Origin of the sequence: Marinitoga sp. 1197, from assembly GCF_001021165.1 — a bacterium.
Taxonomy (GTDB): Bacteria; Thermotogota; Thermotogae; order Petrotogales; family Petrotogaceae; genus Marinitoga.
In genome coordinates this window covers 1-14269 of record NZ_AZAY01000014.1, presented here as the reverse complement: position 1 = coordinate 14269, position 14269 = coordinate 1, and the positions used below count along the sequence as shown (strand labels likewise).

Annotated in this window: 11 protein-coding genes and 1 riboswitch; of the genes, 8 read left to right on the top strand and 3 right to left on the bottom strand. The window is 28.6% G+C overall.

Annotated features, from left to right (window positions below; translation table 11 throughout):
- Nucleotides 1-12: 12 nt before the first annotated feature.
- Nucleotides 13-187: riboswitch (cobalamin riboswitch) on the bottom strand.
- A 256-nt stretch (nucleotides 188-443) separates the two neighbouring features.
- The 5 genes from cobU to lepA all read left to right on the top strand — a co-directional run bounded on the left by cobU (nucleotide 444) and on the right by lepA (nucleotide 4998).
- Nucleotides 444-1004: a bifunctional adenosylcobinamide kinase/adenosylcobinamide-phosphate guanylyltransferase gene (gene cobU, locus X275_RS04165; protein ID WP_047267681.1), complete on the top strand. Its 561-nt coding sequence runs from the start codon at nucleotides 444-446 to the stop codon at nucleotides 1002-1004.
- Between the two features lie 11 nt (nucleotides 1005-1015).
- Nucleotides 1016-1750, top strand: coding sequence for an adenosylcobinamide-GDP ribazoletransferase (cobS, locus tag X275_RS04160; protein ID WP_047266314.1), 735 nt, complete (start codon nucleotides 1016-1018; stop codon nucleotides 1748-1750).
- Entirely contained in the window at nucleotides 1747-2325 is a 579-nt protein-coding gene (cobC, locus tag X275_RS04155; RefSeq protein WP_047266315.1) for an alpha-ribazole phosphatase, read from the top strand. The genes cobS and cobC overlap by 4 nt, the downstream gene beginning before the upstream one ends.
- A 22-nt stretch (nucleotides 2326-2347) precedes the next feature.
- Nucleotides 2348-3082 (top strand): AIR synthase related protein, encoded by a 735-nt coding sequence (locus X275_RS04150; protein WP_047267680.1) that lies wholly within the window; start codon nucleotides 2348-2350, stop codon nucleotides 3080-3082.
- Between the two features lie 95 nt (nucleotides 3083-3177).
- Nucleotides 3178-4998 (top strand): translation elongation factor 4, encoded by a 1821-nt coding sequence (gene lepA, locus X275_RS04145; RefSeq protein WP_047267679.1) that lies wholly within the window; start codon nucleotides 3178-3180, stop codon nucleotides 4996-4998.
- A gap of 35 nt (nucleotides 4999-5033) precedes the next feature.
- Here the strand turns inward: lepA and X275_RS04140 are convergent, their stop codons facing one another.
- Both X275_RS04140 and X275_RS04135 read right to left on the bottom strand, forming a co-directional pair.
- A complete protein-coding gene (locus X275_RS04140) occupies nucleotides 5034-5291 on the bottom strand; it encodes a hypothetical protein (RefSeq protein ID WP_047267678.1) in 258 nt (85 codons plus the stop codon).
- Nucleotides 5284-6939: a radical SAM protein gene (locus tag X275_RS04135; RefSeq protein ID WP_047267677.1), complete on the bottom strand. Its 1656-nt coding sequence runs from the start codon at nucleotides 6937-6939 to the stop codon at nucleotides 5284-5286. The genes X275_RS04140 and X275_RS04135 overlap by 8 nt, the downstream gene beginning before the upstream one ends.
- Nucleotides 6940-7008: 69 nt before the next feature.
- On the opposite strand from X275_RS04135, the gene X275_RS04130 reads away from it, so the two are divergent.
- Nucleotides 7009-9393 carry a hypothetical protein gene (locus X275_RS04130; RefSeq protein WP_047267676.1) on the top strand — a complete coding sequence of 795 codons (2385 nt, stop codon included), beginning with the start codon at nucleotides 7009-7011 and terminating at the stop codon, nucleotides 9391-9393.
- 47 nt (nucleotides 9394-9440) lie between these two features.
- Here the strand turns inward: X275_RS04130 and X275_RS04125 are convergent, their stop codons facing one another.
- Nucleotides 9441-10826, bottom strand: a complete 1386-nt coding sequence (locus tag X275_RS04125; protein ID WP_047267675.1) for a pyruvate carboxylase subunit B — start codon at nucleotides 10824-10826, stop codon at nucleotides 9441-9443.
- Nucleotides 10827-11172: 346 nt separating this feature from the next.
- Here X275_RS04125 and X275_RS04120 point away from each other — a divergent pair, with 346 nt between their 5' ends.
- Together X275_RS04120 and X275_RS04115 are read left to right on the top strand one after the other, a co-directional pair.
- Nucleotides 11173-13641, top strand: a complete 2469-nt coding sequence (locus X275_RS04120) for an ATP-dependent Clp protease ATP-binding subunit (protein ID WP_047267674.1) — start codon at nucleotides 11173-11175, stop codon at nucleotides 13639-13641.
- Between the two features lie 277 nt (nucleotides 13642-13918).
- On the top strand, nucleotides 13919-14230 hold the full coding sequence (locus tag X275_RS04115; protein WP_047267673.1) for an AAA family ATPase: 312 nt from the start codon (nucleotides 13919-13921) through the stop codon (nucleotides 14228-14230).
- Nucleotides 14231-14269: the final 39 nt, after the last annotated feature.

Here is a 14269-nt window from a genome sequence, read left to right as displayed (position 1 = left end):
CTCGCAAATGGGATTGCTCTGGAATTAAAGGCAGGTCTCCCGACTTCTGGATCTTCCTACTTCCAGCGCCTTCCCGGTTTATACCAGTGGCTTTTGCTGGTTTCGTCCCCAGTTACGGTGGCGGGGCCGTGACGGATTTTCACCGCCTTCCCTATTAAGATTTCTCACCTTTAATTCCGGAGGTATTTACTTTTCAATGATATTGTATCATATATGTACTATATTTTCAATTGTCAAAAATCCATTATTTTTCATTATAAATTCGTAAATTCTGATGTGAGAATTAAAAGGCTTTCTTAAACTTTTAAATTCTAAAAATTTTAATACATTATAGACAATCAAAAATTAAAATAAATAAACTATGTACTATTTATGGTAAAATGAATACGTATTATTTAACAGGAAGATTTCCTATGGTGAATGGAAATTATAGGAGGTGTAATATGGCTAAAATTATTATGGTTACAGGTGGTGCAAGGAGTGGAAAAAGCACATTTGCGCAAAAAATAGCAAAGAAATTTGGAAATAATATTTTATATATAGCAACAGCAATACCATTTGATGATGGAATGAGGAACAGAATAAAAAAACATAAAAATGCTAGGCCAAAAGACTGGAAAACACTAGAACAGTTTAAAAATTTTGATAATTTATTAAATAATGAAGAATTTTTAATTTCAGACACAATTATTTTTGAGTGCATGACGTTAATGGTTTCAAATTTACTTTTGAAATACAATATTGATTTTGATAAAATTGATTATAATAAAATAGATGAAATTGAAAAAGAGATTTTTGTTGAAGTAGAAAAGTTGATTAAAATCATAAAAATAAAAGAAAAAAATATGATTATAGTTACAAATGAAGTTGGAATGGGGATAGTTCCTTCATATAAATTAGGAAATATATTCAGAGATATTGCAGGAAGAATAAATCAATATTTAGCTAAGAATTCTGATGAAGTATATATAACAATATCTGGAATACCTTTAAAATTAAAGTAGTGGGGTGGATTATGAAAAGTATTATTTTAATAATAACTTTTTTTACAAGAATACCTATAAAATATAATTTTGAATTTAATGAAAAAGATTTTGCAAAAGGTATATTATTTTTACCATTATTAGGTCTCTTTATTGGTTTTTTTATGTATGTATTTTCGATATTTGAACCATATTTAGATAAGTCAATAATAATTTTAATGATATGGATATTTTATATATGGATAACAGGTGGTTTGCATATTGATGGTGTTGCAGATTCATTTGATGGGATTTTTAGTAACCGAAGTAAAGAACGAATTCTTGAAATTATGAGAGATAGTAGAATAGGAACATTTGGTGTGTTAGGGCTTTTTATGGTATTTGCCCCAGCTCTTTTGTTGAGTTATTATCTTGATTATAAATTTTTGATATTAACGCCTGCAATTGGTAGGATCTCTGCTATATTAGCAGCTTCTTTTAGTGAATATGCGAGAAAAGAACAGGGGATAGGTAATGTGTTTATAGATAATTGTGGATTAAAAGAAGCGTTATTTTCGATGATTTTAATTTTAATAATATCAATTGTAATATTTAATAAATATATATTAATACCGATAATTTTGAGTTTTTTGATGGTTATATTAATAACAAAATATATAAAAAGCAAAATTGGTGGAATGACTGGTGATACAATAGGACTAATAATAGAATCTTCACAAAGTATATTTTTATTTTTATTATATATATTTAGAGGTGTTTTATCTTGAATTTAATATTGATAAGGCATGGTGAAACGGAAGCTAATGTAAAGAAAATATATAGTGGGTGGAGTGATTTTCCGTTAACAAAAAAAGGGAAGATACAAATAGAAATTATAAAAGAGAAAATAAGGGATAAGAAAATTGATAAAATATATTCCAGTCCTTTAAAAAGGTCATATTATACAGCTTTGGAAGTAGCAAAAATTTTTAATATTAAGGTTGAAAAAAGAGAAGAATTAAAAGAAATAAATTTTGGATATTTTGAAGGTAAAAACATAGAAACTATACAAAGAGAATACGAAAATGAGTATATTAAATGGATACGAGATTACAAGAATTTTATATTTCCAGGTGGAGAAAGTTTTATAGAATTTTATAATAGAGTTGTTAATTTTATTGAGAAAAAAAAGAATGAAAATAAAACATATTTAATAGTTTCACATTGTGGAGTAATTCGAATTATTATTGTTTATTTGCTTAGATTGGACATCGATAAAATGTGGAATTTTAGTTGTGATTTTGGCAGTCTAATAGAAATAGAATATAAAAACAATTTTGGAATTTTAAAAAAGATATGTTAAAGGTAAAGAAAAAGGTGGGTGTATGAAAATTAAAAAGTTTAGAGATTTGAGCATTATAGAACTGGATAAGAAAAAAGAAATAGTAATTGCCTGTGATTCTTCTGGAGCAATTGGAAATAAAGAAAAGGATATAGTTAAAGTTCCGCCTGAAATAGTTGGTTATTTTGGAGCTCATGTTGCGCTATCTGAAATTATTGCGTATGGAGCATATCCTATTGCAATAGTAAACACTCTTTCAGTTGAAATGAATAATACAGGAAAAAAAATTTTAGAAGGTATAAAAAAAGCTGTAAAACCGTTAAAACTTGATATGGATAAAATAATCACGGGCAGTACAGAAGAAAACTTTCCTGTAATTCAAACAGGAATGGGAATAACAGTAATTGGTATAAAAAAAAGAAACATAAATTTTTTAACAGTTTCGGGAGATATAGCTTTAGTAATTGGAATTCCAAAAGTTGGTGAAGAAGTTGTTGGGAGTAAAGATATTTTAACCATTTCTGAATTATTAAAGTTGAGGAATCTTAATTTCATACATGAAATTTTGCCAGTTGGCTCAAAAGGATTATTGTATGAAGCGAATGAAATAGCAAAAACAGAAAATTTGAATTTTATTTTATCTAAAAATATTGTTTTAGATGTATATAAAAGTGCAGGACCTGCAACATGTGCAATTGTTACTTTGAAAAGAAATGATTATGAAAAAATAAAAGAGATTATTGATATACCTGTTAATTTAATTGGTGAATACATATAAATTTTTAATATATTAAAAGCTTAAAGCTATTCATTCGTCATATTTTTTAAAGAAAATTTTGATATAATAAGTAAAAAGTGTTTGGAGGTGTTTTTGTGTATAATCCGGAGCTGATTAGAAATATAAGCATAATTGCTCATATAGATCACGGAAAAACCACTCTTGTTGATAGAATACTGGAACTTACAAAAAGCGTTGAAAAAAGAAAGATGCATGACCAATATCTTGATATGATGGATATTGAACAGGAACGAGGTATAACCATAAAATCCCAACCTGTTAAAATTATGTATGATGCTAAAGATGGCAATACTTATGAGATAAATATAATAGACACTCCTGGTCATGTTGACTTTACATATGAAGTTTCAAGAAGTCTTGCGGCTTGTGAAGGAGCTGTATTGCTTGTTGATGCGTCACAAGGCGTAGAGGCTCAAACTGTTGCTAACACGTATCTTGCAATAGAGAATGATTTAGAAATAATTCCTGCAATAAATAAAATAGATTTACCAAATGCCAATATTGAGGAAACATTAGCAGAAATTGAGGATTTAATAGGAATTTCTGGTGAAGAAGCAATGAAAATTTCAGGAAAAACAGGAGAAGGTGTTGAAAACCTATTAGAAGAAATTATAAAAAGGATTCCTGCACCAACAATCAAAGGAACACATAATGATAAATTAAAGGCTTTGATATTTGATGCAAAATATGACAAATATAGAGGGGTTATTATTTATACAAGAATATTCAGCGGAACCGTAAAACCAGGAGATAAAATAATGACAATGTCAAATAAAGAAAAATATGAAGTTGTTGAAGTTGGTATATTTCACCCTGAAATGCAAAAAACAGATTCTCTGTCTGCTGGTGAGGTTGGGTATATAATAGCTGGTATTAAAGATGTTGAATTAGCTCGTGTTGGAGATACTGTTACAAGTGCCAGTGACCCTGTAGATGAACCTCTTCCGGGGTATAAAGAAGTAAAGCCCATGGTATATGCAGGAATTTATCCTGGAGTACCGGATTACTATGAGGAATTACGAAAAGCTCTTGAAAAACTAAAGTTAAATGATGCAGCTTTAACTTTTGTGCCAGAACATTCACCAGCACTGGGTTTTGGATTCAGATGTGGTTTTTTAGGACTTTTACACATGGATGTTGTAAGAGAAAGAATAGAAAGGGAATTTGAGCTGGCTATAATATTAACAGCTCCTAATGTTGTGTATAAAGTTAAAACTAAAAATGGTGAAGAAATGGAAATCCATGACCCAACACAATTTCCGGATCAGGATTTGTTAGAAGAAGTTTATGAACCTTATGTGAAATTAGATATAATAACTCCAACAGAATATATGGGAGGATTAATGGGAGTAGTTCAGAATGAAAAAAGAGGGGAATTTATCTCTGTATCTAATGCTGGTAAAGATAGAGTTGTTATGCACTTCGAAGTTCCGCTTGGTGAGATAATATTTGACTTTTTTGATAGAATGAAAGCTATTAGTCGTGGTTATGCATCTATGGATTACGAATTAATTGGATATAGAAAATCTGATTTAATAAAAGTAACGATTTTAGTAAATAGAGAACCAGTTGAAGCATTATCTTTTATTGTGCATAAAAGTAAAATGTATGAGGTTTCTAAAAAAATGGTGGAAAAATTAAAAGATTTAATACCAAAACATCAATTTGAAATACCAATTCAAGCAAAAGGCGATGGAAGGATAATCGCAAGATCAACCATAAAGGCTTACAGAAAAGATGTACTTGCTAAATGTTATGGTGGCGATATTACAAGAAAAATGAAATTGCTCGAAAAACAAAAAGAAGGAAAAAAGAGAATGAGACAAATTGGACGAGTAACAATACCTCAAAATGCTTTTCTGGCAATATTAAAAATCAATGAAGAAGACAAATAAGCATTAAAAAAAGCAACCCGTCAGGGTTGCTTTTTTTAATATTCAAAATCCATTTTTTGAACTTTTATACCTTCAATTTTTGACAATTTGTCTTCTAAATCTCCCCATAAACTTTCATTCCCTGATAATTCTAAAAGTATCAAACCTCTGTCGCTGCAATCATCATCAAATGCATCATGTAAGCCTAATCTTGTTTTTATAATGCAACCAAACCCAGTGAGAAGCCTTTGAACTTCACCTGCTTCTTTTTTTCGATCGTGAATAAAAATACCAAGTACCCTAACCTTACTCATAAAATCCCCCCCTGTTAATGGAATTGAGTTTGTTTAAAATATGTTTTATATTATTGCTCATATTTTTTAAATCATTTAAATTCTTTATTGGTCTCATCAAAATAATATTTTCTGCTGTTTTTTTTCCTATACCATTAATTGCTGATAATTCTTCAATAGTAGCTGTATTAATATCAAAAGGTAATTTTAAGGCCGTAATTGATCTTGAACCGTGATCTATTACAACACCATTCAATTTTTGGAAAATATCATATTTCCCTATTACTCCTGTTTTTATAGGATATGTTCCCAGTTGCCTTCCAAATGAAACTTTTCCCTGTATATCTTCTATTATTAAATTTTTTAATATACTGCCAACCGGAAAAACTTTTTTAAGCATCTCATTATTATACTTTTCCATATATTCTTTAAATTTTATAAAATCTTTTTTATGTTGTTTTGGTTTAATATTATATAATAATGTTCCTGGAAATGCCATTACCTGGCGAATATTAATTCTTCTAACTAACAAATCTTCTTGCATAATTTTTTCCATATATTTCCTATTTATCTCAAAGGTATTTTTCGTTTCACCTATCAATCCAAATAATAGGTTTATACCAGGCAATAATTTCGGGATTCCATTTTCATCTCGTGCTTTTCCAATTTCATTTACAATTCTTATAGCCTCTATAGCTTCATCAGGCATAATATCAATTTTATTTTTTAATATAACCTCTTTATCAAACGATTCTATACCAAAAGAGAGAATATCTCCTGCAGTGTTATATTTAACTATAATTTCCAGTATTTTTTTAATCTTGTTTTTATGTTTTATAATATATGCAGGGTTTGCATTATCAGTATGAATAATATCCGCAATTTTTGACATTTCACTATATAATTCGTCAAATAGATATATATTTGGTTCTCCATTATTTAATAACGAACCATAAGCAAGAAAGTCCGCAGCTCTTCCAAATCTAAAATTCTTAACTCCTATCTTTGAAATAGATATTGCCTCATCCAATAGATCTTTTAAAGGTCGTTCTCTATATTTTCCATTTATTAACGGTTCTGTACAGAAAGAACAAAAACCATTGGTTCTTTCGCATCCTCGGGACACATCCATTTCAACTATAATATCTGGATACCTTGGATGTTTTTTTAATATTTCAGCACCAAGAGGTGCTATTTTTGAAATTAAATCATAGTCAGATTTGTCCTTTAAATTGAAGTCATCAGAAATGGGATATTTAAACAGGAATTTTTCAATGTCTCCTTCTACTATATAATCTATATTATCTGATGCTATTTTTACTGCTCTTCTTCCGCCTGTTAATGTGTAGCCTTTTACAATTGGTCCGCCTAATACTCTTAATGGCTCTTTGTTTAAAGAGAATAATCTATTTATTTCACTTAAAGAAATTGGGGTTCCGCCAAGATAATGTCCAGGTACCGTAACACCAGCAATGATTATTAAATATTCGTAATTATTAAATGATTGCCACATTGTGCCTTTTCTAACTTGATCTATGGTATAATAATCAACGTCAATACCATGATAATACAATGCACCAGCAGCATATCTTATATATGGGGAAACATAGGGTGGAACACCTAAAATTGCAGGTTCATCAACATAACCATCAATAATAACAGCTTTCATAGTATGACTCCTTTAGATAAATATATTTAGCATATTTTTATTATAGCATATTTTATTGGAGGTGTAAATGTGAAAAAATTTTTAGTAGTATTTTTTATGTTTCTAATAGCTTTAATATCTTATGGAGAAATGATTTACAACTTCTCTCAGAAAGCTTATGAAAAGGAAACAAAATATTTTAAATTTGTATTTGAAAAAGATTTATATCTATATTATGATGAATTAAAAAATGTTTCCGATAAATTATATGAAGATTATTCGGGATTTTATGATACAAAACCCGGTAGTATTACAGTTTTTATTTTTGATGATGTTGATTTTGTAAACGCTTTTGCCGTTCCTCAAATTAATATTATCAGATTATATATAAATTCTCCTCAAGCAAAAATGGGATTGAGCACAAATGTTGAAAATTGGATTCCTTTTGTATTTTCTCATGAATTAAACCATATATTTTATGGAAATATGACAAATAAATATATATCATGGATTCCAGATAATATAATAAAAAAAATATTAATATCTTCATGGGAACCCAGCTATTTACATGAAGGTTTATCCATATATATGGAGAGTAAATATTTTAAAGGAAGATTTCAAAATGATTTGTTTAACATGTATTTAAAAGCCGAAATATTATCCAAGGAATACCCGCGATATAGTCTTGGAAGTGGAGCATCAAAAGATATCTGGAGTCCTGCGGGTTTTAATTATATGTATGGAGCTATTTTCACAAAAGAAATTTCTGAAAAATATGGTGAAGATAAATTAAGAGAAATAATAAAAGATATAAATTCACATTTATTTTTCAGCACGATAAGCACATCGTTTGAAAGAGTTACAGATGAAAAATGGAATGACTTTTTATTATATATAAAAGTAAAATATAAAAACGAATATATAGAGCTATTAAACAAAGGATATGATAGCGATTATAAAGCTTTAGATGATTCATACCATTATACTTCGAACCTTAAAACAGATGGCAATTACTTATATTATTATAAGCAATCTCCAGGAAAAAGAAGTGGTGTATATAAAGGAAATAAATTAATATTACCTGATATAAGAAATTTTGATATTTCAGATGATGGGAAAATCACATATATCACTCAGATCGAAAACATGAATTTATTATATTTAAAATGCGACTGCCCTATATCAGATACTTTAATTGATAAAAGAGTTAAAACATTTAAATTTATTGATAATAATCGTATAGTATATACAAAAATAAATAATGGTTTAACCGCAATATTTATATGGGATTTAAGAGATTCAAAAATACGAAAAGTATTAGACTGGGGAAAATATATAGTAAATGACTTTTATTACTCAAATAATAAAATATATTTTTCCGGGAATATAAACAATCAAAATGATATTTATTATATTGATTTAAATAATTATGATTTAATACAAGTTACAAACGACAAATATACAGAAATGAATATATTCATAAAAAACAACAAATTATATTATACCGCAAATTATGAAGACAATATTTTTAATATTTATTCGCTGAATTTAAAAACAAAAAAATTGACGAAATTAACAAACCACATATATGGAGTCTTTTACCCGGTTGTTCTGAATGAAAATTTATATTTTTTATATTATAATGAAGAGGGATATCATTTATCCAGAATTAAAAATTCTGATTTAGCAAAAGAATCTAAAATTTTTATTTATAAACCGCAAAAAAAAGAACTGGATAATTATAATAAAAATTTTAAAATAAATAATGTTAATAAGTACAAGGAGGAGTTAAAATATGGAATCTTATTTCCGTATATTGAAAATGATGACGTAGGGGTTATTTATGCCGCTATTAGCGAAGGAATTAATTATGGAATAGGTGGAGGAATATTAACAGATTTTAATGAGATCATACCTGTTGTAGGAGTTTATCTTGACTATTATACTCAAAACTTCGCAAAATTCAAATATCTAAATAATAATATATATTCTGAAATAAATATATCAAAAAATTTCGAATTTTATTTGAAAAAGAAAAATTATTTAAATATTAATATTTTTTTCCAACTTGAAAACTCTAAATTTTTATCAAAAGATATTCAAATTAGTTTGACAAAAAGCCCATATACAATAAATAGTCAGAATTACTATGAAAATAACATATTATTTGGATATAAAGATAATAATTATTATATACAAACATCGACGGCATTTGATATAAAAACTCTAAAAATTGAACCTTATGTATATTATGATACAATAGGCAATATGATTTTAGGGACAAATATATCAAAAAAATTATGGAATCAATATTTTTCAATATTAGATGGGAAATATGGCTTTGATGGAATTAGAATTTCTGGTGGTTATGGTTATAATTTAAGCAGTAAAAAATCTCTATGGAAACTCTCTATAATTACGGACTTTACAGCATTATATTGGTTGAATATACCTGTTCCTATATTTAATAAATAAATACATAAATTTATGTATAAAAAGAGGCTGCTAATGGCAGCCTCTTTTTATACAGGATATACACTTTCATCTTCTGAAAATTCTTCATTTTCTTCAACGAGTTCAAAATCAACCTGAATTTCTTTCTCGTATTTTTTCTTTAGATAGTTTTTTCCAACTTCGCCAAATAAAATATAGGTTAATAAATCCTCATCATTCTCGGCCAATGCGCATATTTCTTCGCGAGCTTTATTAATTTCAGGTTCCAATAAATCTGCAGGTCGGCAGGTAATAGGTGTTTCGTTACCTAAAGCTTTTTTTAATAAATCTTCATTAACTGGGGCAGGTGGTTTTCCATACATTCCTTTTAAATAATTTTTTACTTCTTTTGTTATGGACTTATATCGTTCTTTATACATAACGTTTAAAACAGCCTGAACGCCAACTATCTGACTTGTTGGGGTTACAAGAGGTGGATAACCAAGATCCTTTCTAACTCTTGGCACTTCCTTCAAAACATCGTCTAATAAATGTATCATTTTTTGTGATTTTAATTGCGAAACGAGATTTGAGAACATTCCTCCAGGGATTTGTGCTTTTAATATTCTCGAATCTATGGAAACCATTCTCATATCGTTTTCAACATGATTATCTCTAACATTCCAGAAATGATGAGCTAAATCATATAATAAATCTGAATTCAAAGGTTCTCCAAGAGCAAAATTAAAAGGCTCCACCGCTGGTTGAGAACTCGCATTTGCAAACGGACTTAAAGCGGTATCAATGAAATCAACACCAGCGTCAATAGCTGCTTGATATGCAATCGATGCCATTCCGGCTGTGTTATGAGAATGCAATTCAATAGGTACATTAAACTTCTTTTTTAATTCTGAAATCAATTGATAGGACATTTTTGGAGTTAAGAGACCTGCCATGTCTTTGATAACAATTGAATCTACGCCTTTGTCTATCAATTCTTTAGCAAAACTCAAATAAAATTCCAGATTATGAACAGGACTTATTGTATAGGAAATAGCTCCCTGAACATGTATTTTTCTTTTTTTTGCAATTTCAATACTTTTTTCCAAATTCCTTATATCATTTAATGCATCGAATACCCTTATTATATCCATTCCGTAATCTGCAACTTTATTTATAAATAATTCCACCACATCATCGGCATAATTTCTATACCCAACAATATTCTGACCCCTTAAAAGCATTTGTATTCGTGTATTTTTTAACTTTTCTCTAATGATTTTCAATCTATTCCATGGATCTTCGTCTAAATATCTGATACAGGAATCATAAGTAGCTCCACCCCATACCTCCATTGAATGAAATCCGATTTCGTCGAATTTATTTAAAACTGGCTCAAATTCATCCGTTCTCATTCTTGTGGCAATAATAGATTGTTGCCCGTCCCTTAAAGTGGTATCTACAAATTTTGTCATTTTTCCACCTCCAGAATAATTAAAACATTATTATTTTAAAAAACAGTTAAGAGTTGATTTTTAAAATATGTTAATTATGCTAATTAAAAAAACATTACAATTTCTAATTGTTATTATTTATCACTGTTTTTTATTTTTGTTAATATACACGAAACATTTAAGATGTAAAATTATCTTAGCAAATATATGTTAAGATTGCTTAAAAATATCTCGTATTTGAACTTTTTTAAAAATTTCAAGTCTAAAAAAGCGGAGGTTGCGGAAAATTATTTTTTTAAAAGGTCTTTAGCAAATATATGTTAAGATTGCTAAAAATAAAATTTAAAAATATATGGAGGTGAATGAAATGATGAATCCAAAAAATTTCACAGAAAAGGCACTGGAAATAATAGAAAACGCCAGAACTCTTGCAAATGGTTATGGCACAAACATAGTAACTCCAGAACATATAACTCTTTCTATACTCGATAGCGATGATGAATATGTAAAAAGAATATTTGAAACTATAAACGTTGAAGCTATTCGGGAGAATATTGAAAATGAATTAGAGGAAAATGTTCAATATTCATATGGGGGAATGAGAGATAACAGAGTATATATTTCTCCAACATTGGAAAGAATATTTGAAATAGCCAAAAGCGAATCAAGAAAAACAAAACACAAATTAATAACAACATTGCATTTATTACTGGCTATTATGCTTGAAGGAACATCTTATTCTGCAAAATTATTTTCAAAATATGGATTAACAACAAATGAAATATATGAAGAACTCAAGAATATAAAAGTCACAAAAGAAGGAATGGAAGAGAATGTAGCTGATGTTTTAGCTCAATTTACAATTGATTTGACAAAAATGGCTGAAGAAAAAAAATTAATGCCTGTAATTGGTAGAGATCTTGAAATTCAAAGAACTATAGAAATATTAAGCAGAAAAACAAAAAACAATCCTGTTTTAGTTGGTGATCCGGGTGTTGGTAAAACAGCCATTGTAGAAGGTTTGGCGCAAAGAATTATAAAAGGAGCTGTTCCTGATGCGTTAATAGAAAAAAGAATATTACAACTTGATATGGGAAGATTATTAGCAGGTGCAAAATTTAGAGGAGAATTTGAAGAAAGATTAAAAAATGTTATAGATGAAGTTAAAAAACAGGGAGATAAAATTATCCTTTTTATAGATGAATTACATACAATAATTGGAGCGGGAAAAGCTGAAGGTAATTCGATGGATGCAGCAAATATGTTAAAACCAGATTTAGCTCGTGGTGAATTACGTGTTATAGGAGCTACAACGCTTGATGAATATAGGCAATATATAGAAAAAGATAAGGCATTAGCCAGAAGGTTTCAACCAGTACAGGTAGATGAGCCAAATGAGGAAGATGCTATTGCAATTTTAAGAGGGTTAAAAGAAACTTTTGAAAAACATCATAATGTTGTTATAGATGATAGCGCAGTAGTTGCAGCGGTAAAATTATCTCATAGATATATAACAGATAGGTTCTTGCCAGACAAAGCTATAGATTTGATAGATGAAGCATCTGCTAAAGCAAGATTAGAAAAAAGTTCAAAGTTATCTAACATAAAAAAATTAGAATACGAAGTTAAAGAATTAGAAGAAGAAATTAATGAATTAACTGTTAAAGGTGAGTACGAAAAGGCTGCATTAAAAAAGAAGGATTTATTCGAATTAGAAAAACAGATAGATGAGTTGAAAAAACAATATGAAACTGAAAAAGATAAAGAAGATGAAGAGGTTATTGTTGATGAGGATAGAATAGCAGAAGTTATAGAAAAATGGACAGGTATTCCTGCAAAAAAGATGCTCGAAGAAGAAAGAGAAAAGCTTTTAAATCTTGAAAAAGAATTACACAAACGTGTTGTAGGTCAAGAAGAAGCTATTATCAAAGTTTCACAGCATGTAAGAAAAGCAAGAGCTGGATTAAAAGACCCAACAAGACCTATAGGTTCTTTCTTATTCCTTGGGCCAACAGGTGTTGGTAAAACAGAACTTGCCAAATCTTTAGCAGAAGTGTTATTTGATACAGAGGAAGCATTAATTAGAATTGATATGTCTGAATATATGGAAAAACATGCTGTTTCAAGATTAATAGGCTCACCTCCAGGATATGTAGGATATGAACAGGGAGGTCAATTAACAGAAGCAGTAAGAAGAAAACCATATTCTGTAATTCTCATTGATGAAATAGAAAAGGCTCATCCTGATGTTTTCAATATTCTATTACAAGTACTTGATGACGGAAGGCTAACAGATGGAAAAGGCAACACAGTAGATTTTAGAAATACCATTATTATTATGACAAGTAATATTGGTTCAGAAAATATATTAAATAAATTAGAAAATAGAGGGAAGTTAGGATTCGTAAATGAAGAAGAAAGATTAAACGAAGAAAAGGATATGGAAAAAATTGTCAGAGAAGAATTAAAGAAATATTTTAGACCAGAATTCTTAAACAGATTAGATGAAATAGTTGTATTTAAACCTTTATCTGTTGATGAAGTTAAAGAAATTGTTGGTATAATGATGAGAAGATTGGAAGAAAGACTGAAAGAAAAGGATTTAGAATTAATGATAACAGAAAATGCAAAAGAGTATATTGCCAGAAAAGGTTATGATAGAATATTTGGAGCAAGACCTTTGAGAAGGGTAATCGAAAGGGAAATCGAAATGGAATTAGCGAATATGATTATTGCAGGAAAGATTCCTCCAAAGAGTAAGGTGATAATAGATCTGGACAAAGATAAATTAAATATAAGAGTTGGAAAAGGTGAAATAAAAACCAAAAAAGATTAAGGGATGCGCAAGCATCCCTTAATTTTTTTGTAGCCATTTTTAAGCATAGATAATTTTTAAAAGTAACATTAGATTAAATGTTAAATTTATAAACTTCCTATTATATTTAGATATTCTAATTATATTATTTTTTTAGAAGTGTTTTAGGGATAGCCTGAGTGGGTGTATTAGCGTTTCTTTTTTTATGGTATAATGTTTTTGAAGAAAAAATATAATAAAGACACTAATACTTTATATAAGAATCGGATAAATAATTACAAAGTATGGAGGTGAAATGATGAAATTGAAACGCTTACCAATAGGAGACAGTGATTTCAAAACAGTAATAGAAGATAATGCATACTATATAGATAAAAGCATGTTAATAAAAGAAATAATAACAGGAGGCAGGGTAATACTAATAACCAGACCAAGAAGGTTTGGAAAAACGTTGAACATAAGTATGTTGGAGTATTTTTTTAAAAATGATGAAGATAATAAACATCTATTTGAAAACTTAAAAATATATGAAGAAAAAGAGATAATAGAAAAACATTTAAATAAATATCCTGTAATTTATTTAACATTTAAGGATTTAAAAGCGGCTTGACCCCCGAAGATTAGACAAAAAATAAGAAAAACTCATTTT